This window comes from Pseudomonas piscis (genome assembly GCF_009380155.1).
Taxonomy (GTDB): Bacteria; Pseudomonadota; Gammaproteobacteria; order Pseudomonadales; family Pseudomonadaceae; genus Aquipseudomonas; species Aquipseudomonas piscis.
Map to the genome: position 1 here is coordinate 1 of NZ_WHUV01000006.1, position 22,058 is coordinate 22,058.

Sequence of the window (22,058 nt, forward strand, 5' to 3'; positions counted from 1 at the left end):
TACATCCGCTTTTACAATCACCGTCGCCGCCACTCGACGTTGGGCTATCTCAGCCCGATGGAGTTTGAGCGGCGCTATGCGAGCAGTAACTCTTAACTACCTGTCCACCAGCTCCGGGACAGACCAGTCCGATGACGAGGAGTACAAGCTGTACGAGAAGATCTATCTAGCTGAGATTGATCGGAAGGAGAAGCTGATCTCAAGATTGAACCTCCCGCTCGCGTTGATTGTCGCCCTACTCAGCTTCCTTTCCTACCTTCTTCCCAAGGCTCCACCTACAGATACAACCGCAGGAATCTACTTCTGGATTCTGTACCTAGGGGCAGGGATATTTGTTGTTAGGGCAATGTGGCACTTTGCTTGGGCCTGGCGTGTCCGTTTTCACGATTTGGCCATACCTCTGGCCGAGAAGCTCGAAGCCCACCGAAAGACACTCATTGAGTACTACGATGGAAGTGTCGAGCAGGCCAACAGCTTCTTCATGCAGATCATGGTGGATTATTACGTCATGGGAGCCACGAGGAATGCCACCAACAACGATCGACGAAGCTCCGAGTTGGATGCCTTGTCGAGAAATGTCATCTACGCTGTGATCTGGTCAATGACTTCTTTTCTTCCTATTTACGTATCCACCCAGCCTTAGGAGCACTTTATGTCCGAGCGAAAGCCTCCACCGCCGCCGCCGCCGCCAATGAGAAACATCAAGAGTGATGAAGATCTTCCTCGACGCGTACCGCCACCACCGCCTTCGCCGCCAAAGAGAAGGTAGGAGCAAGCCCTCTTAGGAGGGCTTTTTTGTGCTAGCCATTTAGCACGGTGTTGCTGGAGCACATTTCGATTTAGGTATATGTTTAGGTATACGACCTCAGATACTATTTTACAGGTTTCCAAAGTTATCTGGTCTGTAGGTGCATAGTTCGATTCCTGTCTCCGCACCACTGACACCCGACAAAGCCCGCCTGCCGCGGGCTTTTTCTTTCTTGGCTCCGCCTTACCTGACCTTGCGGTTCAAGTTATCCACATCGCGCTGGAGCCGTTGCAGATCGCTACCCTGGTCGCGCAGTTCACGCTTGATGTCGGACAGGTCACCAGAGTTCGAACTGCTGCCGTTGTTGCGCTTGAGGTCGGCAATCGTCCTGGCTTGGTCGTCGACGGTGCGTTTGAGCTTTTCCATCTCGGCGCTGGTGTTCTTCAAGGCGTCCCGCAGTTTTTGCAGGTCCTCGCTACTGAAATCCGAGCTGCGCAGGCTGATATCGCCGCTGGGCGCTCGATGAACAGTGCCAAGCTTGTCGTAGGAGGAAGGGTTGGCGTCGTCGAACTCGACAGCGGCTTGGACCGTACTGCCCAGCAGGGCCAGGGTGCAGGTTGCGAACAGGATGGGGGCGAAAGAAGAGCGACGGGACATCACTGCAGTTCCTTGTGAGATGCCGATATGGCACATCGCTACGACTGCATCCGACGAACCTTGTTCCCGGGGTGAAGCGAGAAGATACCGCCGTTGCAGGGAAATCTGCGGTTTTTCCCACAAGGCTGCATTGAGTCATATAAATCACCGGCCAAAGCCCCTATATTCGGTCCCTGTCTGAGTACCAGCATGCTGTTTTCAGATGATCCCGAATGGCTCTGCAGGCCGGTTGAATCGAGCGGCCCAGAGATCCCAGCGACCCCGATCCACTTCCATTCCCATGATCAGAGAGAACGAGATGATTCCTAAAGAGGCAAGAATCGACGTAGCGCTTGAAAGGTACCTGGCTGCCACGCCTTCCTTGCAAGAAGAAATCAGCGCCCTGAGCCCTGAGGAACAGAAGCAACAGGCGCAATGGGCCTTTGAAGACGAGGCGGAGTCTCGCGGTATCGAGCCGTGGGAACTGGTGCTCGACCTGGTGGCCGAGACACCCGAGGAGCTGAAGGCCATGCGCCTGGAAGTACACCAGGAGGTTGCCGAGGCACTGGGCATGGATCTTCAGGACTATCTGGAACTCAACGAAATCGACGATTGAGCGCTAGCGGCGGCAAGCTTCAAGAACGCTTCTTGAAGCTTGTAGCCAAACCCGCCGCAGTTTTCAGAGGCTCAGGCGCATGGACAGGTCCAGGGCCTTCACATCCTTGGTCATGGCGCCGATGGAGATGTAGTCCACGCCGGTCTCGGCGATCGGACGCAAGGTACTTTCGTTGATCCCGCCGCTGGCTTCGAGCTTGGCCTGGCCAGCATTCAGGCGCACAGCCTCGCGCATGTCGTCCAGGCTCAACTCGTCGAGCATGATTATATCGGCACCCGCCGCCAGCGCTTCTTTCAATTCCACCAGGCTTTCCACTTCCACCTCCACCGGCTTGCCCGGGGCGATCTTGTGGGCGGCGCTGATCGCCTGGGCGATACCACCGCAGGCGGCGATATGGTTTTCCTTGATCAGGAAGGCGTCATACAGGCCGATGCGGTGGTTGTAGCAGCCGCCGCAGGTGACTGCGTACTTCTGTGCCAGGCGCAGGCCGGGCAGGGTCTTGCGGGTATCCAGCAGCTTGACCTGGGTATCGGCGACAAAGTCCGCCAGGTAGCGAGCGCGGGTGGCCACCCCCGACAGCAGTTGCAGGAAGTTCAAGGCGCTGCGCTCGCCGGTGAGCAGCGAGCGGGCCGGGCCTTCGAGATGGAACAGCGCCTGGTTGGGCACTACCCGCTCGCCATCCGCCACCTGCCAGTGCACGGCGACCCGTGGGTCCAGTTGGCGAAACACCGCATCGACCCAGGCGGTACCACTGATCACCGCCGCTTCCCGGGTAATGATGGTGGCCTTGGCCAGGCGTTCGGCCGGGATCAGTTGCGCGGTGATATCGCCGCTGCCGATGTCTTCCAGCAGTGCGCGGCGCACATTGGCTTCGATTTCGGCGGTCAGGTCGGCGAGGCGTAGATTCGGCATAACGGACTCCACAAACAAGGTGCGCCGATTATAGGGGCATGGGATCGGCGAACCCAAGGCGGCTAATCGGCAACCCCGGGCCGAACCTGTGTTTCGTCGCTTTGTCTTAATTGATGAGAGATTTTTCCTAGAAACCTAAGGGTTATTTCCGAGGAGTCGACAGAGTCTGCTGGCGCAACAGGGGAGTTTTACAAGATAATGCGACTTGTAATTGACGTCATAGCTTTGACGTGTCTTTGGCTTCCCCTTACATGAAGTGCAGCGCAGTGCATTTATGCCTTCGCTCAGAGTCGGCTGTGAGCGTCACCGGCTCGGCAGGACCTTGATATCGAACCGAAGAAACACCTTTGCAGGAGGCTTGGATGCACAACGACGGGAATGTAGTGCCTTTGCACAAGGCCGCTACAGAACAGGCGAGCGCTTCGCCGTTGGCCCGCCTGCCTGTGATTCTGCTTCAGGTTCGTGACAAGGCCGCCCAGCAGCTGCGCCATGGCTTGCAAGAGCTGTTCGATAACGCCGACGACACCTTGTTCGAGATGGCTGACCGGGCCCAGGACAACATCGAGCAGAACATCCTGTTCGAGGCCATGCGCGACCTGCGCCTGAAGCGCAAGAGCATCGAGCGCGGCTTTCTCGAGAAGTTCTTCGAGGCCTTTGCCGGCCTGGTCCAGTACGACCCGGCCCTGGTCATCGCCCATGCCGCGGCCTACGACCCGGAGCAGCAACCCACCCGCGATGACCTGGAAAAGACCGTCGCCGTGGATGCCATGGTGGCCAAGGTGCTCAACCGGGCCGGCTTCGCCCTGGGGCACCTGACCGCACGCCTGGGAGTATTGCTGGGCCGGCGCCTGGCCGAAGGCGAGAACCCCCTGGGGCCGGCGCTGCTCTGCGAATATTTCCTGCAGGCCGGGCGCAGCCTGGGGGTGGAGATCAAGGTCAAGCTGATCATCCTCAAGCTGTTCGAGCGCTACGTGCTCAGGGAGGCCGAGCAACTCTATGCCGAGGCCAACCAGTTGCTGATCGCCACCGGGATCCTCCCCGACCTGCTGCCGGCCCCGGCGCGGCGTGCTTCGGACCGGGTCCGCGCCGAGGTCCAGGACGAGGCTGGCCAGGGCGGCGCTGGTAAAACCGGACAACATCCCTTCGACGAAAGCGTCCAGGAAGTCTTCGCTGCCCTGCAGACCCTGTTGCTCCATGTGCGCGGCAGTGTGGCGCCGACCCTGGAAGCCAGCGCCGAGACCCAGCCGATCTCCACTCGCGACCTGCTGCGCCTGCTCTCGCACCTGCAGCAGTACGTGCCGCCACCCAGCCTCCAGGACGATTTCGACCTGCGTAACCAGCTGGAGCAGTTGCTGACCCGGGTCAGCGTCAAGAGCGGCAAGTCGCGGGTGGTGGATGTGGCCGACGAAGACGTGATTAACCTGATCGCGATGCTGTTCGAATGCATCCTCGACGACCGCAACCTGCCGGACTCGCTCAAGGCGCTGATCGGCCGCCTGCAGATCCCCATGCTCAAGGTGGCGGTGCTGGACAAGAGCTTCTTCAGCCGTGGCAGCCATCCAGCCCGGCGCCTGCTCAATGAAATCGCCGCCGCAGCCATGGGCTGGGGCGGCTGTGACGACCACCAGCGTGACAGCCTGTACCTGCGTATCGAACAAGTGGTGCAGCGGCTTTTGAGCGAGTTCAGCGACGACCCGGCGATCTTTTCCGAGCTGCTGGCGGACTTCCTGGCCTTCACCGCGGACGAGCGTCGTCGGGCCGAGTTGCTCGAACAGCGCACCCGCGATGCCGAAGAAGGCCGGGCCAAGGCCGAGCTGGCCCGGCGCCGGGTGGAACAGGCGCTGAACCAGGCCTTGCTGGGCAAGGTCATGCCCCAGGTGGTGGTGGATTTCGTCCGCGATGCCTGGAGCCAGGTACTGTTGCTCAGTTGCCTGAAGCACGGCGACGACTCGCCGCAGTGGCAGGCGGCCGAACAGACCATGGAACAACTGATCTGGAGTGTGCAGCGCCACGCCGAGCCGGACACCGCCATGCGCCTGCTGGCCCTGGTGCCCGGCCTGCTCAAGGGGCTGCGCGACGGCCTGAGCGGCGCGGCCTTCGATCCTTTCGCCACCAGCGAATTCTTCGCCCAGCTGGAGCTTCTGCACCTGCAGGTGTTCGAGCACCAGGCCCTGGCCACGCAACAGCCTGTGGTCGCCCAGGAGCCGGCACCTACGGACATGGTCGAGGTGGCCCAGCAGATCGTCCTGCCCAGTGCCGAGGAAGGCCCGCTGGAAGCGGCGCCCCTGGCCTTGCCGGTCAATGACCCGAGCCTGCAACTGGTGGACCAGCTGCGCCTGGGGGCCTGGGTCGAGTTCCAGGAGGATGAAGACAGCATCTTGCGCTGCAAGCTGGCAGCCATCGTTCCCCATCCCGTGGCCAAGTACGTATTCGTCAACCGTACCGGGATGAAGGTGCTGGAGCGCACTCGCATGGGCCTGGCCCTGGAATTCCAGCGTGGCGCGGTACACGCCCTGGACGACACCCTGCTGTTCGACCGGGCTCTGGAATCGGTGATCGGCAATCTGCGGCGCCTCAATCACGGCAAGTGATCGCAACCGGCACCGGGATCGCGGCATACTGGGCCACTCAAGGCTTTAGTTGAAGGAATCGGTATGCGGCTGGACCCTGCCACGGGTTGGTGCGATGGCGTACTTCACTGTCCGTCACCCAATTTCAATGAACGCCCGGCGGGCGAGATTTCCCTGCTGGTGATCCATAACATCAGCCTGCCGCCGGGGCAGTTTGGCACCGGCAAGGTGCAGGAATTCTTCCAGAATCGCCTCGATGTCACAGAGCATCCCTATTTTGCCGGGATCGCCGACTTGCGCGTGTCCGCGCATTTTCTGATCGAACGTGACGGCGCGGTCACCCAGTTTGTCTCCTGTCTGGAGCGGGCCTGGCATGCCGGGGTGTCGAGTTTCGAGGGGCGCGAGACCTGCAACGACTTTTCCCTGGGTATCGAGCTGGAAGGCACCGACGAGCTGCCGTTCACCGATGCCCAGTACCAGGCGTTGAATCTGTTGACCGAGCAATTGCAGGCGGCCTTCAGCGCCATCACGCCACACAGGATTTGTGGCCATAGCGATATCGCGCCCGGGCGCAAGACCGATCCGGGCCAGGCTTTCGACTGGGCACGCTATCGTGCCGCCTTGGAGAAGGGGGAAGGGCAATGAGTTTTCTGGTGTTGCTGCTGGCGGTGTGGATCGAGAAGTTCTCGGCCCTGCGCCAGAAAGTGCAGCGCGACGGCTGGTGGCTGACGCGCCTGGCACGACTGGAATCGAGCCCGCGCATGGCCGGGCGTCCCTGGAGCCTGCTGGGCTTGCTGGTGCTGCTGCCGGTGCTGGTGCTCGGTTTGCTGTTGCTGATCTTGCAGCCGCTGGCCTACGGCCTGCTGGCGGCGCCGCTGCACCTGCTGGTGGTGATCTACGCCCTGGGGCGCGGCGACTTGCTCGGCGGCCTGGGGCCGTTCCGCGATGCCTGGCGGCGCGAGGACCTGCAAGCGGCGCTGCACGTGGCCAAGCGTGACCTGGGCATTGGTGGCGACAACGGCGAGCAGTTGCTGGAGCGAGTCCAGGGCCACTTGCTGTGGCAGGCCTACCAGGGCTTCTTCGCGGTGATCTTCTGGTACTTCCTGCTGGGGCCGGTGGCGGCCCTGAGTTATCGCCTGCTGGCGCTGGCCGCCGAACACGGCAAGAACCCGGCCCTGGTGGAGCGCGCGGCGCAACTGCGGCATGCCTTCGACTGGCTGCCGGTACGCTTGCTGGCGGCAAGCTTCGCCCTGGTGGGCAACTTCGTGGCGGTGGGCCGGGTGATGCTCCACGAACTGCTCAACTGGCACATCGACGCCGCGCATCTGGTGGAGAAGGTCGGCCTGGTGGCCGCTGAGATCCCGCCGCCAGTCACCGGCCCCGAAGGCATCAACAGCCTGGACCGCATCTGGGAACTGCTGCTGCGCGCCGCCGTGCTCTGGTACGCCGGTTTCGCCCTGTATACCGTGCTCATCTGAGCCTTCTGGCGAGGGGGCCGGCTCCCTCGCCCTGTTCCCCGCAGCGCCGCCCTGGCGCGGTTAACTTTAAGTTACAAAACCTCCCCCGAAATTACGCTATACAGACGGAGCGCCGAATAGTGGCTATCTGCTGCCTTCGCCTGCCTGCCAATAAAAATAAAAGAAAAGGGAGACTTCTTTGTGAAGAGCTTGCTCTATCCCGCTGTCGCGCTGATGAACCGCCTGAGCTTCGGCATGAAGTTCAGCCTGATCAGCGTGCTGTTCTTTGTACCCATGCTGGTGACCAACTTTTATCTGGTGCGCGATTCCTACCGCGAGTTCCAGGGCACCCGGGTCGAACTGCAAAGCCTCGACCTGCTGGGCAGCAGCCTGGCCCTGCGCCGCGATCTGGAAACCCTGAACAACCAGGTGCAAATCAACGCCGGCCTGGGCCAGTCCGGCAAGGCGGGGGACCTGGAGAGCAAGATCGCCGCCCAGGAGCGCCTGGTGCTCGAGCGCCTGCAAGCCATGCAAGCGGTGACCACCGACCCCCAGCAGGTGGAGATCTTCAACGCCAAGCGCGATGAACTGGTGACGGCCTTCAAGGCCCAGCAAGTGGAAAACTCGCTGCTGAACAAGAGCGGGCTGATCGGCAAGCTGCTGGGCAGCGCGCAGCTGTTCAGCCAGATCATCGCCAGCCAGTCGGGCCTCAGCCGCGATGCCCAGGGCGATATCCGCCAGCTCAGCGAGCTGATCACCGGCGTCACCCCGCAAGTCACCCAGATCCTGGGCGACGGCCGGGCCATGGGCGCCTTCTCCCTGGGCCAGGGCTTTCTCAATTCGTCTTCCAGCACCCGTTTCGACGAACTGCTGGTGCAGATCGAAAAACTCCAGGCCGAGTATGGCCTCAAGCTCCAGGACGCCCTGGGCTCCAGCCGCGCCGCCCACGATGCCCTTGACGGCGCGGCCAATGCCAGCAAGGCCAGCCTCAAGCAGGCCAGCGAGCTGTTCGAGGAGCAGGTGGTGATGGCCGAGACCCTGGAGGCGCCCTGGCCGGCGTTCTACGAGCAAGTCAGCCAACTGATGGGGCAGACCTACCAGCTCAACGAAAACACCCTGAAGTTCCTCGACGTCGAGCTGCAAAAGCGCCTGGCGCAGAACCGTAGCCACATGGTGCTGCTGGTGGCGGCCCTGGCCCTGGTGTTCCTCTCGATCGTCTACCTGTATGGCGGTTTCTACGCCTCGACCCGCACCACCCTGCGTCGCCTGGGCGCCATGATGGACAAGGTCGCGGCCGGCGACATGACTGTCACGTTCACCGCCCACAGTCGTGATGAGCTGGGAGAGCTGGGCAGCCTGTTCAACGGCACGGTGCTGAAGATCCACGATTTGATCGAGCGGGTCGGGCATACCGTCAGCGAGGTCGAGCGCCAGGCCGGGCAAGTGGAAAACGTCTCGGCCCAGAGCAACCAGGCGGTGGCCGGTCAGCGCAGCCAGATCGAGCAGGTGGCCACGGCGATGAACCAGATGTCCGCGACCTCCCAGGAAGTGGCCCGCAGCGCTGCGGCGGCGGTCAGCAGCGCCCATAGCGTCAACGACGAAACCATCAGTGGCCGGGGCCTGGTGGAATCCCAGCAAGGCAGCATTGCCCGGCTGGCCAGCGAGATCGACCAATCGGTGCTGGTGATCAACCAGCTGGCCAGCGATAGCCAATCCATCAGCCGGGTGCTGGAGGTGATCAAGAGCATCGCCGAGCAGACCAACCTCCTGGCCCTCAACGCGGCGATCGAGGCGGCCCGGGCCGGCGAGCAGGGGCGCGGGTTCGCCGTGGTGGCCGATGAAGTGCGGACCCTGGCCAAGCGCACCCAGCAGTCCACCGAGGAAATCGAAGACATGATCGGCAAGCTGCACGGCGGGGTCAGTGCGGCGGTCAAGGCCATGGGCAGCAGCCATGCCATGGCCAATGGCACGGTCGATCAGTCGGAGAAGGTCCAGCAGGCCCTGGAAAACATCCTCGGCGCGGTGGGCATGATCGTCGACCAGAACCAGCAGATCGCCGCGGCGGTGGAGCAACAGACGGCGGTGGCCCACGACATCGACCAGAACATCGTCGAGATCAACCGCGCTGGTGAACGTACCGCCGAAGGCGCGCACCAGACCGAGGATGCCAGCCGCCAGCTCGCGGCCCAGGTGGTCCAGCTCAAGCAATTGATCGGTGCGTTCCGGGTCTGAGCTCGCCCTGTAGTGCAGCCCGGCCAGGCCGGGCTGCCACAAGCTGTAGTAATTAATCGCTTTGTCTGGGGTGTTTTTCCTGTTTTCCTGCGCGTTTTTTCCGGGCGCCGCCTGCGCCCGGCCAGTCAGCCATGGCGTGTCCATGGCCCTGAGGAAATACGCCGATGACCGTTTCTTCCGGAGTCCTGGGACGCTGCGCCCACTGCCAGGCTCTGCTCGATCTCGAACCCTGGCAACTCAACGCCATGGCCATGCAGGAGCCCTTCGCCTGCAAGCACTGCCACAAGCCGCTGAAGCTCGACTGTCCGGAGCAGATCAAGCGCCTCAAGACCCTGGGCTCGTTCGCCACCCTACGGGCGCTGTTGATCGTGCTCTGTGCCACGGTGCTGCTGGTGAGCCTGACATTGCAGTGGATCGGGCTGCTGGAGCGGAGCCTGCAACTGGGCATCTCGGCACTGGTGCTGGTGGGGTACCTGCTGGTGATGACGGTTGCCCGGCGCCGACAGCGCCGCCCCCTGCTACTACAGGCCGGCTGAGGGCCAGCCGAACACTGCGCAGGCGTTACGGGTGCTGGCGCTGGCCAGGTGCTCGGCGTCGACGCCGATGATTTCGGCCAGGGCCGCGCAGATCTCCGGCAGGTGCTGGGGGCTGTTGCGCTGGTTGGGGTACATCGCCGGGGCCATGTCCGGCGCGTCGGTCTCCAGCACCAGGGCTTCCAGCGGCAGCTCGGCGAGCACCTTGCGCAGGCGCAGGGCCTGGGGCCAGGTCGCGGCGCCGCCCAAGCCCAGCTTGAAACCCAGCTTGAGGTATTCCCGGGCCTCCTCGCGGCTGCCGGCGAAGGCGTGGATGATCCCGCCGCGCTGGAGCTTGAAGCGCTTCAGGGTGGCGATCACCGCCGCGTGGCTGCGCCGCACATGCAGCAGCGCCGGTAGCTGGAAGTCCGCCGCCAACTGCAGTTGGGCCTCGAACAGCGCCTGCTGGCGCTCGCGGTCCAAGTGCTGGAGAAAGTAGTCCAGGCCAATCTCGCCCACTGCGCACAGTTGCGGATGCCCGGCCAGGCGCGCCAGCCAATCGCCCAGGTGCTGCAGGTCGGCGGGCTGGTGATCGTCCAGGTACACCGGGTGCAGGCCGAAGGCCGCATAGAGCTGCGGGTCGCCTTGCACCAGGTCCCAGACCCGCTGCCAGTTGCCCTGGTAGACCCCCAGCACCACCATCCGGCCGACGCCCCGGGCGCGGCTGTCGGCCAGCAGCGCCGTACGATCGGCGTCGAAATCCGGAAAATCCAGGTGGGTGTGGCTGTCGATCAGCTCCACGGTTCAGCCCTGCTGGATACGCTGTTTGAAGGTCCGGGCGATGGCCTGTACGCCGGGCTGGTACTGGCCTTCTTCGATAGCCGCCAGGGCCAGTTGCAGGGCGGTGTCGGCGATCAGCTGATGTTGCTGGGCCATGGCGTTGACCGGCAGCGGCAGGAAGTCCAGCAGCTGGGTGTCGCCGAAGGTGCCCAGGCGCAGTGGCCGGGACTTGAGCGGGAAGTCGTGCAGGGCATCGAACACCCCTTGCAGCAGCACATAGGAGGTGGTCACCAGGGCATCGGGCAGGTGGCCCAGGCGCTGCAGCAACTCTTCCATCAACTGCCGACCGCAATCGCGGCTGAAGGCCTCGCCGTGCTCGATCACCACGTCGCCGCCGAAACCCTCCAGGGCCTGGCGGAAACCCGCGGCCCGCTCCTGGCTGATGCTCAGCTCCGGGCGGGCGCCGAGCAGCACGATCTGCCGGGGCTCGGGTTGCAGCAGGCTCTGGGTCAGTTGCAGGCTGGCTTGCAGGTCGTCGCTGATCACCGAGCAGAACTGCCCGGCCGGCATCACCCGGTCGATGGCGATGATCGGCAGCCCCTGGGCCTGCAATTGCTGGTAGCTGTCGTCTTCCGGTGGCAGGCAACTGGCGACGATCAAGGCATCGCAGCGGCGCGCGCGAAACAGCTGCAGCAGTTGCCGTTCGCTGTCCGGCGCATCGTCGGAGCTGGCGATCAGCAACTGGTAGCCCCGGGCCCGCGCGCCTTGCTCGAGCAACTTGGCGATCCGTGCGTAGCTGGGGTTCTCCAGGTCCGGGAGAATGAAGCCCAGGGTCCGGGTATGGCGGCTGCGCAGGCCGGCCGCCTGGGGATTGGGAGTGAAGCCGTGTTCTTCGACCACCGCTCGCACCCGTTCCACGGTGGCGTTGCTGATGCGCTGCTGTTCGGCCTTGCCGTTGATGACGTAACTGGCGGTGGTGACGGACACACCGGCCAGTCGAGCGATATCACTGAGTTTCAACCCGGGATTTCCTTATTTTTGGTGCTTGCCCCGACATTTTCGCCAATCCTACCTGATCTGGGCACGCGACCAATGTCGGAAGCGGCAGGCGACCAGCAGGACTTCAAGAGGCGAAGATTATCGAGTAACTTGCCGATCCTGCTAGATTAAACGTTTCAGCAGGCGTATTTTCTGGGCCAAAGCGTAAACGTAGAAGCGCCTCCGCCGGCTGGCCAGTCCCATTTTTGGCCATGACAGCGCCTACGCTGCTGACTTAAAACAATACCTAGCGCTGCCCCGCGCTAAATAGGAGAACCTATGCTCGAACTCACCGTAGAGCAGATATCCATAGGTCAGACGGCTGTGGATAAGTCCGCGGCATTACGCTTGCTGGCCGACAAACTAGTGGCTGACGGCCTGGTGGCCGCGGGTTACCTGAGCGGCCTCGAACAGCGCGAGGCCCAGGGCTCGACCTTCCTCGGCCAAGGCATCGCCATCCCCCACGGCACCCCTGAAACTCGCGACCAGGTCTTCGCCACCGGCGTGCGCCTGCTGCAGTTTCCCGAAGGCGTGGACTGGGGCGACGGGCAGATCGTCTACCTGGCCATCGGCATCGCCGCCAAGTCCGACGAGCACCTGCGCCTGCTGCAACTGCTGACCCGCGCCCTGGGCGAGACCGACCTGGGCCAGGCCCTGCGGCGCGCCAGCTCGCCGCAGGCGTTGCTCAAGCTGTTGCAGGGCGCGCCCCAGGAACTGGCGCTGGATGCGCAGATGATCGGCCTCGGGGTGGCGGCCGAAGATTTCGAAGAGCTGGTGTGGCGCGGCGCACGCCTGCTGCGCCAGGCCGAGTGCGTGAGCAATGGCTTCGCCGCCGTACTGCAGCAGGTCGAGGCGCTGCCCCTGGGGGATGGCCTGTGGTGGCTGCACAGTGAGCAAACCGTGCTGCGTCCGGGCTTGGCCTTCGTCACCCCGGACAAACCCATCCGTTACCTGGGCCAGCCTCTGAGTGGCCTGTTCTGCCTGGCCAGCCTCGGTGAAGCCCACCAGGCCCTGCTCGAACGCTTGTGCACCCTGTTGATCGACGGTCGTGGCCAGGAGTTGTGGCGTGCCACCAGCACCCGCGCGGTGCTCGAAGTACTGGGCGGCGAGTTGCCGGCGGACTGGCCCAGCGCCCGGATCGCCCTGGCCAACGCCCATGGCCTGCACGCGCGCCCGGCCAAGGAGCTGGCGCAACTGGCCAAGGGGTTTGACGGCGAGATCCGCATTCGTCTCGCCGACGGCAAGGAACCGGCAGTCTCGCTCAAGAGCCTGAGCAAGTTGCTCAGCCTCGGCGCCCGCCGTGGCCAGGTGCTGGAACTGATCGCCGAGCCGAGCATCGCCACCGAGGCCTTGCCGGTGTTGCTGGCGGCCATCGAGCAAGGGCTGGGCGAAGAGGTCGAGCCCTTGCCGACCGTCGCGGCGCCCGTGGACGTGCCGCAAGAACTCGCCGCCCGGGTCAGCGCCCCAGCACCCGGCAGCCTGGTCCAGGCCGTACCGGCGGCCCCCGGGATCGCCATCGGCCCGGCCCATGTGCAGGTCCAGCAGGCCATCGACTATCCGCTGCGTGGTGAGTCTCCCGCCATCGAGCGCCAGCGCCTGCAGCAGGCCCTGGGCGAGGTGCGCGAGGACATCCAGGGCCTGATCCAGCGCAGCCAGGCCAAGGCCATCCGCGAAATTTTCATCACCCACCTGGAAATGCTCGACGATCCCGAGCTGGTGGATGAGGTACAGGCCCGCCTCAAGCAGGGTGAAAGCGCCGAGGCCGCGTGGATGAGCGTGATCGAAAGCGCCGCCCGGCAACAGGAGTCCTTGCAGGATGCGCTGCTGGCCGAACGCGCCGCCGACCTGCGCGACATCGGCCGCCGGGTGCTAGCCCAGCTGTGTGGTGTGCTGGCGCCGGTGGAGCCGGAGCAACCCTACATCCTGGTGATGGATGAGGTCGGCCCCTCGGATGTGGCCCGCCTGGACCCAGCCCGGGTGGCCGGGATTCTCACCGCCCGTGGCGGCGCCACGGCCCACAGCGCCATCGTCGCCCGGGCCCTGGGCATCCCGGCGCTGGTGGGGGCCGGCGCCGGGGTACTGCTGATGGCCTCCGGCACCGCCTTGCTGCTGGATGGTCAGCGCGGCCGGCTGCATGTCGCCCCGGACCCGGCGACCCTGCAGCGGGCGGTAGAGGAACGCGACAACCGCGAACAGCGGCTCCTGGCCGCCGCCGAACAGCGTCACCTGCCGGCCCAGACCCGCGACGGTCACGCGGTGGAAGTGTTCGCCAACGTCGGGGAAAGCGCCGGCGTCGCCGCGGTGGTGGAGCAGGGCGCCGAAGGCATCGGCCTACTGCGCACCGAGCTGATCTTCATGGCCCATCCCCAGGCCCCGGACGAAGCCACCCAGGAAGCCGAATACCGCCGTGTGCTCGATGGCCTGGGCGGGCGGCCGCTGGTGGTGCGCACCCTCGATGTGGGCGGCGACAAACCGCTGCCCTACTGGCCGATCGCCCAGGAGGAAAACCCCTTCCTAGGCGTGCGCGGAATCCGCCTGACCCTGCAACGCCCGCAGATCATGGAAGCGCAGTTGCGGGCGCTGCTGCGCTCGGCGGACAACCGCCCGCTGCGGATCATGTTCCCCATGGTCGGCAGCGTCGAGGAATGGCGCCAGGCCCGGGACATGACCGAGCGCCTGCGCCAGGAAATCCCCGTGGCCGATCTGCAACTGGGGATCATGGTCGAGGTGCCCTCGGCGGCCCTGCTGGCCCCGGTACTGGCCAAGGAAGTGGACTTCTTCAGCGTCGGCACCAACGACCTCACCCAGTACACCCTGGCCATCGATCGCGGCCATCCGACCCTTTCGGCCCAGGCCGATGGCCTGCACCCGGCGGTGCTGCAACTGATCGACATCACCGTGCGCGCCGCCCATGCCCACGGCAAGTGGGTCGGCGTCTGCGGCGAGCTGGCGGCCGACCCGCTGGCGGTGCCGGTGCTGGTGGGCCTGGGCGTGGATGAACTGAGCGTCTCCGGACGCAGCATCGCCGAGGTCAAGGCGCGCATTCGCGAACTCAGCCTGGCCCAGGCCCGAACCCTTGCTCAACAGGCCCTGGCCGTCGGCAGCGCCAACGATGTGCGCGCCTTAGTGGAGGCCATGTAATGGCGAAGATTCTCACCCTGACCCTCAACCCGGCGCTGGACCTGACCGTGCCCCTGGCGCGCCTGGAAGTGGGGCAGGTCAACCGTAGCCAGGCCCTGCACGTGCATGCCGCCGGCAAGGGGGTGAACGTGGCCCAGGTCCTGGCCGACCTGGGCCATCGCCTGACCGTCAGCGGCTTTCTCGGGGCCGGCAATCCCCAGGCTTTCGATGAGTTGTTCGCCCGCCGTGGGTTCGTCGATGCCTTCGTTCGCGTGCCGGGGGAAACCCGCAGCAACATCAAGCTGGCCGAGGCCGATGGGCGGGTTACCGACGTCAACGGCCCGGGCCCGCTGGTCGACGCCGTCGCCCAGCAAGCGCTGCTGGCGCGCCTGGAGCAGATCGCCCCCGGGCATGACGCGGTGGTGGTCGCCGGCAGCCTGCCCCAGGGCGTGAGCCCGCAATGGTTCCAGGCCTTGTTGCTGCGCCTGAAGGCCATGGGCCTGAAGCTGGCCCTGGACACCAGCGGCGCCGCCTTGCGTGCCGGGCTGGCGGCCGGGCCCTGGCTGGTCAAGCCCAATGGCGAGGAACTGGCCGATGCCCTGGGCCGGCCGGTGGCCACGCCGGACGACCAAGCCGCCGCTGCGCGCCAGTTGCAGGCCCAGGGTGTCGAGCATGTGGTGGTCTCCCACGGCGCCGACGGCGTCCACTGGTTCGCCGCTGGCCAAGCCTTGCAGGCGCTGCCGCCCAAGGTCGCGGTGGTCAGTACCGTGGGCGCCGGCGACTCGTTGCTGGCCGGGGTGCTGCACGGCCTACTCGCCGGCCAGGACGCCGCCCAGGCCCTGCGCACGGCCACGGCCATCGCCGCCATGGCGGTGACCCAGATCGGTTTCGGCATCGGCGACCGGGCACAACTGGCCCGGCTGGAACAGGGGGTGCGCGTGCAGCCCCTGGCAGAACAATAAGAGAGGTGCCCATGAAGTTAGCCATCGTTACCGCCTGCCCCAACGGCATGGTCACCAGCGTGCTCTGCGCACGCCTGCTGGACGCCGCGGCCCAGCGCCAGGGCTGGAGCACCAGCGTCGAGGTCCACGACCCGGCCCGTCCCGAGCGCCAGCTGTCGGCCGCGACCCTGGCGGCGGCCGAGTGGGTGCTGGTGGTCAGCAGCGGGCCTGTGGATCTGTCGCGTTTCGTCGGTAAGCGGGTCTATCGCAGCAGCCCGTCCCAGGCCCTGCAGGATGTGGATGCCTTGCTGCGCCGGGGTGCCGAGGACGCCCAGGTGCTGATGGCCGCGCAAGAGCCGGGCGAGCCCGCGCCCAGCATCGAACCATCAATGCCACGGGTGGTGGCGATCACCGCTTGCCCCACCGGGGTGGCCCACACCTTCATGGCCGCCGAGGCCTTGCAGCAGGCGGCCAAGCGCCTGGGTTACCAGCTGCAAGTGGAAACCCAGGGCTCGGTGGGCGCGCGCAATCCGTTGAGCGCCGAAGCCATCGAACAAGCCGACGTGGTGCTGCTGGCGGCGGACATCGAAGTGGCCACCGAACGCTTTGCCGGCAAGCGCATCTATCGCTGCGGCACCGGGGTGGCGCTGAAGCAGGCCGAGGCGACCCTGGACAAGGCGCTGGCCGAGGGCCGGCCGGAGTCCGTGGCCAGTGGCGCCCAGGCGCCGGTCAAGCCAGACAAGGCCGGGGTCTACAAGCACCTGCTGACTGGGGTTTCGTTCATGCTGCCGATGGTGGTGGCGGGCGGCTTGATGATCGCCCTGTCGTTCGTCTTCGGCATCACTGCGTACAAGGAGGAGGGCACCCTGGCTGCGGCCTTGATGCAGATCGGTGGTGAGACCGCCTTCAAGCTGATGGTGCCGTTGCTGGCTGGCTACATCGCCTACTCCATCGCCGACCGGCCGGGGCTGGCCCCGGGGATGATCGGTGGCCTGCTGGCCAGCACCCTGGGCGCGGGGTTCATCGGCGGTATCGTCGCCGGGTTCCTGGCCGGGTACGCGGCCAAGCTGATCAACCGCTACCTGCAATTGCCCCAGGGCCTGGAGGCCCTGAAGCCGATCCTGATCATCCCGTTGCTGACCAGCCTGTTCACCGGCCTGGTGATGATCTATGTGGTGGGCAAGCCGGTGGCGGGCATGCTCGGGGCCCTGACGCATTTCCTCGACAGCATGGGCACCACCAACGCGATCCTGCTGGGGGTGTTGCTGGGGGCGATGATGTGCGTGGACCTGGGCGGGCCGATCAACAAGGCGGCCTATGCGTTTTCGGTGGGGCTGCTGGCGTCCCAGAGTTATGCGCCGATGGCCGCGGCCATGGCGGCGGGGATGGTGCCGCCCATTGGCCTGGGCATTGCGACCTTCATCGCTCGGCGCAAGTTCGCCCAGACCGAGCGGGAGGCGGGCAAGGCGGCGCTGGTGCTGGGGTTGTGCTTTATCTCCGAGGGGGCGATTCCGTTCGCGGCCAAGGACCCGTTGCGGGTGATCCCGGCGAGCATTGCCGGAGGGGCGTTGACGGGGGCCTTGTCGATGTATTTTGGCTGCAAGTTGATGGCGCCCCATGGGGGGTTGTTCGTGATGCTGATTCCGAATGCGATCAATCATGGGGTGTTGTATTTGCTGGCGATTGTGGCGGGGAGTTTGTTGACGGCGGGGGTGTATGCGGTGGTGAGGCGGGGGGATATGGGGGTGGAGCCTGAGCCTGAGCCTGGGGCGGGGCAGGTGGGCGGGGCGGCCTGAGAGCCGGCCCGGGCTCTTTGGGTTTGTGTACATATCCGTTGTTGGTGGGGTGGCTTGCTTATGGTTCCGCCCTTACGGCGGGTCACTTTTTTCAAACGCCAAAAAAGTAACCAAAAACGCTTGCCCCCACGTCCGGCCGCTCGCTGCGCTCGGGTTCCCTCGTTCCGGTACTTCTCAGGGGGCATCGCTTCCAGCGATGTCCTCGACTGCGTCGAGGGGCGCTGCGCGCCATTCCCCTGATAAGCACCTGCACTCGGCCTTCCCAGGGGGCGGGTGGGTCAAGATCACCAGCACCACGGCGCGCCCTACCGGGCGGCGCATCGCTGGGTCTTGAATCCGTTGAAGGTCCTTCGGCCCTTGTCGCAGCCTCGCCTTGGCTCGACAGCGGTTACAGGCCCCTGCTTCGTGTAGCCGCTGCCGCAGGCTGCGCACGGGCGCGCAGCGGCCGCTGGATCTTGAATCCGTCGAAGATTTAGTGACCTTTTCATAGCCTTCGACAGGCTCAAAACCCATCCAAATCTCTTTCTTTTGTAAGGGGTTTCCGAGAGACTCCGGTGCGCTTGTGCCTGAAGAATCTGCTGGCTAGTCTCCGGTCGTCACTGATCATCAGTGACCGGGTTTAGCAGCCCGACCAAACTCAGGCACGCCAAGCTCCATCTCCATCCGACCAGCATGCGAATGCTGGTCAATGCGTTATGGCAGCTGTACGCGGGGCACCTTTGGGTGCGCTGGGCTTGCCTGACTGCCTGGTCTGCTAACCCGCGTCCAGCTGCCACCCTCCGTTTAGCAGCGATGGGTGAAAGCTCCATAGTCAGGAGTGCCACCATGAAAAAGCTCGTCCCCGATCCCCCCGTTTTCTCTTCTGTTTCACGTCGCAACCCGGAGCATGACCGGGCCAGCGAGGTGATTCTCCATGCACTGGTGAACACCCGTACCGGCTCGCTGATCCGGACTCTGAAACCCACGGTCGCCGCAGCGGTGGGGCGCGATTCATTGTTCGACGTCCGCTCCGGCATCAGTGCCGAGGAGGCGCTGGTCCATGTGTCCATGCTGCTCAAGGCCGCCGAGGAGGTGTCCGATGAGATCACCGAGCAGGCCAGCGGCGTCGAGCGTGGGTTGATCTGGTCCCTGGTGCATTCGGTGGAGATGGCTCGTGGCGTGGTGGATGCGTTGCTCGATGGCCATCGCCTTTCCCCTGACTGAATACGCATCACCTGTGGCGAGGGAGCTTGCTCCCGCTGGGGCGCTTTCTCGCCTCAGTGCCCGGTGTTCGACTTCATCAGCGGGACGCCTTGGAGAGCCCGGAATCTGCCGGCCAGGATCTTCAGTTATGGGCCCGTGCGCAGCTGGCCATAACGTTTGCTTTACCTTGGCCTTGTGCCCGCAAACCCTGGCGCCAGCAGGGGCTGCTTGCTGTTTGCCGGGGTTTGGGGCGTGCCTTCATGCCCTCTATTTGAACTTCCAATACGCCATGGACGAACAATCGGACATTGCTTATAACCGCTAGCGCTCAATGGATGATGCAGCAGGCGGTTGTATTTCATGGAAGACATCAACTCCGCGACTCTAGAAACAACGCTTCATTGCAAACGCGCTCGAACTCCAGGCTTGTCGCGTCGTGTCGCGAACAAGGGCTGGCACACCGCCCAAGACATCTCGCTGCTGGCGCAGTTGGCGGCGCTGCTGCATGACTTGGGCAAGGCCAGCCGGGCCTTCCAGCAGAAGCTGCGGCGGCGCAGCCTGGAACACAACCTGTATCGCCATGAGTGGGTATCGCTGCGGCTGTTCCTGGCTTTTGTCGGGACGGATGATGACCCTGCCTGGCTCCGGCGCTTGGCCTCGCCCAGTGCCGAGGATGATCAGGCTTGGCTGTCTGCCGGGCGTTTTCAGCGGGATGGGCTCGATGCCACGACGCCGCCATTCAAGCAGCTCGCGCCCTTGGCGGCTGCCGTGGCTTGGCTGGTGGTCAGCCATCATCGCTTGCCGACGCTGCCCAGCTGGAACGAGGCCGGTGATGGCGAGCAGTCGTGGCTGGGCAAGAAGTCCGTTCGCTTCAATCCCGCGATGCTGGACAACCTGATCGAGGGCATCACCCACGAGTGGAATGAGTGCAGTCGTTCGGCGCCGCTCAACGAGGTCGAGGCGTTCTGGCAGTTCGAGCATGGTATGCCCGTGGTCTATCCCCAGTGGCGGGCCCAGGCGGCCAAGCTCGCCCAGCGGTTGTTGGTGTTGCAAGCCAAGCCCGGTCACGGCGATTGGCTGGACAATCCTTATGTGATGCACCTGGCGCGGATGAGTCTGATGCTGGGTGATCATCACTATTCCAGCTTGCCGCCGGAGTCGAGCCAACGGGTCAGGGGCGATGACCAGGACCTGGTGTTCGCCAATACCCATAGCGACGGCCAGCTCAAGCAGCCCCTGGATGAACACTTGCTCGGGGTTGCTCGCATGACCCGCAGCATCGTCCATGGCTTGCCCGATTTCGAGCGGCACCTGCCGCGTTTGGCGCGTCATGCAGGCTTGTGCAAACGCAGTGGTTCCGGGCGTTTTGCCTGGCAGGACCAGGCGGTGGATGCGGCGACCGGTTTGCGTAGTCAGTCGCAGCGACAAGGGGCCTTTATCGTCAACATGGCCTCTACCGGATGCGGCAAGACCCTGGCCAATGCACGGGTCATGCATGCCCTGGCCGACCCCCAGGCCGGCATGCGTTGCACCTTCGCCCTGGGGCTGCGCAGCCTGACCTTGCAGACCGGCAACAGCTATCGCCAGCTGCTGAACCTGGGGGACGACGACCTGGCCATCCGGGTTGGCGGCTGCGCCAGCCGGGCGTTGTTCGAGCATTACCAGGCCCGGGCCGAAGCCAGCGGTTCGGCTTCGGCCCAGGCGCTGATCGAAGAAGACGGCCATGTGCGCTACGAGGGTTCGCTGGCCGCCCACGGCCTGTTGTCCAAGGTGGTGAACCAGCCCCAGATCACCGCGTTGCTCAATGCGCCCATGCTGGTCTGCACCATCGATCACTTGATGCCCGCCACCGAGGCGCAAAGGGCCGGGCGGCAGATTGCGCCGATGTTGCGCTTGCTCAGCAGCGATCTGGTGCTCGATGAACTGGATGATTTCGACCTCGCCGACCTGCCGGCCCTGACGCGCCTGGTGTACTGGGCGGGTTTGCTGGGCACGCGGGTGCTGTTGTCGTCGGCGACCCTGCCGGCGGCCCTGGTGCAGGGGATGTTCCAGGCCTATGGCGCCGGGCGCCGGCACTATCGGCGCAATCGTGGAGAACTCGACACGCCTGATGAGATCCCTTGCCTGTGGGTCGATGAGTTCACGGCCCAGCCTTTCAACTGCCACGATGCCAAGACCTTCAGCCAACAGCATCGGACCTTCGTCGACCAGCGGGTGCAGGCGCTCGGGCGTATCGAGCCCAGGCGGCGTGGCGAACTGGTTGCCTTGAGCATTGGCGCGCAGCCAGTGGCGGACATACGCCGGGCGTTCGCCGAACAGGTGCGAGCCACGATGTTGCAGGCCCATGCCCGGCATGCCGAGGTGTGTCCGCACAGTGGCAAACGCGTCAGTTTTGGCCTGGTGCGCATGGCCAATATCGAACCGCTGTTCGATGTCGCCCTGGCCCTGTTCGCTCTCGGTGCGCCTGCCGGCCAGCGCATTCATCTGTGCGTCTACCACTCGCGGTTCCCGCTGCTGCTGCGCTCGGCCATCGAGGCGCAGTTGGACACCTGCCTGGACCGTCGCCAGCCGGGCGCGGTTTATGACCAACCACAGATCCGCCAGCTGCTCGACCAGTACCCCGAAGAGGAACATCTGTTCGTGGTGCTGGGGTCGCCGGTCACTGAAGTCGGGCGCGACCATGACTACGACTGGGCAGTGGTCGAACCCTCATCGATGCGTTCGCTGATCCAGCTGGCCGGGCGGGTACAGCGCCACCGCCAGCAGCCGTGCCGGCACGCCAATATTTTTATCTTCGATAGCAACCTGCGGCATTTCGAACAACCTGGAGCCGCAGCGTTCATCCGCCCGGGTTTCGAGCATGACAGCCGCCAAGCGGATCACCCCATGCGCCTAGCCAGCCACCGCCTTGGGCAGCTGCTGGATCCGGCCGACTACCAGGAGCTCAGCGCTCGCCCGCGCATCCAGCCCAGGGCCAGTCAGGCGTGGCGTCCACGGCACAACCTGGTGGACCTGGAGCAGGCGCGGCTCAGCGCACAGATGTTGCCCAAGGATCGCAGCCGCGCAGGCCAACCGGCCCCACGCGGGGTCAAGCCTGTGGCTTTCGATCTGGACGCGGCCTGTGCCTGGCAGTACCCCAGGGCAGCCCTGACCTGGGCCTTGCCCCAGCAACAGCCTTTTCGTGAAAACACCATCAGGGAGACAGAGTTGCTGTGGTTGCCCGATGACGATGAAGAACGCTTGGTCCTGCACCGTATTCATGAGCAGCCCGGCGCGGCGGAGCTGTACCTGCCGGCTCAGCGGTTGCTGGAGAACATCGACCTGCAAGGGGTGTCCGCCCCAGGTATCAGCCCCTGGGGCCAGCATGACCTGTTGTCATTGCTGAACGAACAGGCGGCGATCCAAGGACTGCCGTTACGGACCTGCGCCGAGCGCTTCACCACGGTCAAGCTGAGCGCCAGTCCCCAGGGTTGGCGCTTTCATCCGGTGCTGGGGTTTGCCTCAAGAGCTTGAGCCAC

At 64.6% G+C, this 22,058-nt stretch carries 17 protein-coding genes; 13 read left to right on the plus strand and 4 right to left on the minus strand.

Annotated elements, in window-relative coordinates:
- Positions 1-96: IS3 family transposase (locus GDH07_RS27340; protein ID WP_152899209.1), on the plus strand; the 96-nt coding region annotated here is incomplete at its 5' end.
- Positions 77-643, plus strand: a complete 567-nt coding sequence (locus GDH07_RS27345) for a hypothetical protein (RefSeq protein ID WP_152899504.1) — start codon at positions 77-79, stop codon at positions 641-643. The genes GDH07_RS27340 and GDH07_RS27345, both read left to right, overlap by 20 nt.
- Before the next feature lie 348 nt (positions 644-991).
- On the opposite strand, the gene GDH07_RS27350 is transcribed toward GDH07_RS27345, so the two are convergent.
- Entirely contained in the window at positions 992-1,405 is a 414-nt protein-coding gene (locus tag GDH07_RS27350; RefSeq protein WP_152899505.1) for a hypothetical protein, read from the minus strand.
- Between the two features lie 298 nt (positions 1,406-1,703).
- Between GDH07_RS27350 and GDH07_RS27355 the strand changes: the two genes are divergently transcribed.
- Positions 1,704-2,000 carry a DUF6388 family protein gene (locus tag GDH07_RS27355; RefSeq protein WP_031320853.1) on the plus strand — a complete coding sequence of 99 codons (297 nt, stop codon included), beginning with the start codon at positions 1,704-1,706 and terminating at the stop codon, positions 1,998-2,000.
- Between the two features lie 63 nt (positions 2,001-2,063).
- Here GDH07_RS27355 and nadC read toward each other — a convergent pair whose 3' ends face one another.
- Positions 2,064-2,912 carry a carboxylating nicotinate-nucleotide diphosphorylase gene (gene nadC / locus GDH07_RS27360; protein ID WP_152899506.1) on the minus strand — a complete coding sequence of 283 codons (849 nt, stop codon included), beginning with the start codon at positions 2,910-2,912 and terminating at the stop codon, positions 2,064-2,066.
- A gap of 362 nt (positions 2,913-3,274) precedes the next feature.
- On the opposite strand from nadC, the gene GDH07_RS27365 reads away from it, so the two are divergent.
- The 5 genes from GDH07_RS27365 to GDH07_RS27385 all read left to right on the plus strand — a co-directional run bounded on the left by GDH07_RS27365 (position 3,275) and on the right by GDH07_RS27385 (position 9,707).
- Positions 3,275-5,503, plus strand: coding sequence for a DUF1631 domain-containing protein (locus GDH07_RS27365; protein WP_152899507.1), 2,229 nt, complete (start codon positions 3,275-3,277; stop codon positions 5,501-5,503).
- A 63-nt stretch (positions 5,504-5,566) separates the two neighbouring features.
- Positions 5,567-6,127: a 1,6-anhydro-N-acetylmuramyl-L-alanine amidase AmpD gene (ampD, locus tag GDH07_RS27370; protein ID WP_152899508.1), complete on the plus strand. Its 561-nt coding sequence runs from the start codon at positions 5,567-5,569 to the stop codon at positions 6,125-6,127.
- Positions 6,124-6,960 (plus strand): regulatory signaling modulator protein AmpE, encoded by an 837-nt coding sequence (ampE, locus tag GDH07_RS27375; RefSeq protein ID WP_022642187.1) that lies wholly within the window; start codon positions 6,124-6,126, stop codon positions 6,958-6,960. The genes ampD and ampE overlap by 4 nt, the downstream gene beginning before the upstream one ends.
- Before the next feature lie 180 nt (positions 6,961-7,140).
- Entirely contained in the window at positions 7,141-9,171 is a 2,031-nt protein-coding gene (locus GDH07_RS27380; RefSeq protein WP_343038350.1) for a methyl-accepting chemotaxis protein, read from the plus strand.
- Between the two features lie 164 nt (positions 9,172-9,335).
- Complete coding sequence (locus GDH07_RS27385) at positions 9,336-9,707, plus strand: hypothetical protein (protein ID WP_152899509.1); 372 nt, start codon at positions 9,336-9,338, stop codon at positions 9,705-9,707.
- Here GDH07_RS27385 and GDH07_RS27390 read toward each other — a convergent pair.
- Complete coding sequence (locus tag GDH07_RS27390; protein ID WP_343038351.1) at positions 9,693-10,484, minus strand: TatD family hydrolase; 792 nt, start codon at positions 10,482-10,484, stop codon at positions 9,693-9,695. The genes GDH07_RS27385 and GDH07_RS27390 overlap by 15 nt on opposite strands.
- Before the next feature lie 3 nt (positions 10,485-10,487).
- Complete coding sequence (gene cra, locus GDH07_RS27395) at positions 10,488-11,483, minus strand: catabolite repressor/activator (protein ID WP_085599024.1); 996 nt, start codon at positions 11,481-11,483, stop codon at positions 10,488-10,490.
- 297 nt (positions 11,484-11,780) lie between these two features.
- Here cra and ptsP point away from each other — a divergent pair, with 297 nt between their 5' ends.
- The 5 genes from ptsP (at position 11,781) to cas3f (ending at position 22,053) form a co-directional block, all read left to right on the plus strand.
- Complete coding sequence (gene ptsP / locus GDH07_RS27400; protein WP_152899510.1) at positions 11,781-14,642, plus strand: phosphoenolpyruvate--protein phosphotransferase; 2,862 nt, start codon at positions 11,781-11,783, stop codon at positions 14,640-14,642.
- Positions 14,642-15,583 (plus strand): 1-phosphofructokinase, encoded by a 942-nt coding sequence (pfkB, locus tag GDH07_RS27405; RefSeq protein ID WP_152899511.1) that lies wholly within the window; start codon positions 14,642-14,644, stop codon positions 15,581-15,583. The genes ptsP and pfkB overlap by 1 nt, the downstream gene beginning before the upstream one ends.
- A gap of 11 nt (positions 15,584-15,594) precedes the next feature.
- Positions 15,595-17,358, plus strand: a complete 1,764-nt coding sequence (locus tag GDH07_RS27410) for a PTS fructose-like transporter subunit IIB (RefSeq protein WP_152899512.1) — start codon at positions 15,595-15,597, stop codon at positions 17,356-17,358.
- 825 nt (positions 17,359-18,183) lie between these two features.
- On the plus strand, positions 18,184-18,561 hold the full coding sequence (locus GDH07_RS27415; protein WP_152896622.1) for a DUF6124 family protein: 378 nt from the start codon (positions 18,184-18,186) through the stop codon (positions 18,559-18,561).
- Between the two features lie 405 nt (positions 18,562-18,966).
- Positions 18,967-22,053 carry a type I-F CRISPR-associated helicase Cas3f gene (gene cas3f / locus GDH07_RS27420; RefSeq protein WP_178124004.1) on the plus strand — a complete coding sequence of 1,029 codons (3,087 nt, stop codon included), beginning with the start codon at positions 18,967-18,969 and terminating at the stop codon, positions 22,051-22,053.
- Positions 22,054-22,058 lie beyond the last annotated feature (5 nt).

Excerpts from the sequence above, each read along its gene's own strand:
- GDH07_RS27345 (WP_152899504.1), top strand. The coding sequence starts at position 77 with ATGCGAGCAGTAACTCTTAACTACCTGTCCACCAGCTCCGGGACAGAC.
- GDH07_RS27350 (WP_152899505.1), bottom strand. The coding sequence starts at position 1,405 with ATGTCCCGTCGCTCTTCTTTCGCCCCCATCCTGTTCGCAACCTGCACC.
- GDH07_RS27355 (WP_031320853.1), top strand. The coding sequence starts at position 1,704 with ATGATTCCTAAAGAGGCAAGAATCGACGTAGCGCTTGAAAGGTACCTG.
- nadC (WP_152899506.1), bottom strand. The coding sequence starts at position 2,912 with ATGCCGAATCTACGCCTCGCCGACCTGACCGCCGAAATCGAAGCCAAT.
- GDH07_RS27365 (WP_152899507.1), top strand. The coding sequence starts at position 3,275 with ATGCACAACGACGGGAATGTAGTGCCTTTGCACAAGGCCGCTACAGAA.
- ampD (WP_152899508.1), top strand. The coding sequence starts at position 5,567 with ATGCGGCTGGACCCTGCCACGGGTTGGTGCGATGGCGTACTTCACTGT.
- ampE (WP_022642187.1), top strand. The coding sequence starts at position 6,124 with ATGAGTTTTCTGGTGTTGCTGCTGGCGGTGTGGATCGAGAAGTTCTCG.
- GDH07_RS27385 (WP_152899509.1), top strand. The coding sequence starts at position 9,336 with ATGACCGTTTCTTCCGGAGTCCTGGGACGCTGCGCCCACTGCCAGGCT.
- ptsP (WP_152899510.1), top strand. The coding sequence starts at position 11,781 with ATGCTCGAACTCACCGTAGAGCAGATATCCATAGGTCAGACGGCTGTG.
- pfkB (WP_152899511.1), top strand. The coding sequence starts at position 14,642 with ATGGCGAAGATTCTCACCCTGACCCTCAACCCGGCGCTGGACCTGACC.
- GDH07_RS27410 (WP_152899512.1), top strand. The coding sequence starts at position 15,595 with ATGAAGTTAGCCATCGTTACCGCCTGCCCCAACGGCATGGTCACCAGC.
- GDH07_RS27415 (WP_152896622.1), top strand. The coding sequence starts at position 18,184 with ATGAAAAAGCTCGTCCCCGATCCCCCCGTTTTCTCTTCTGTTTCACGT.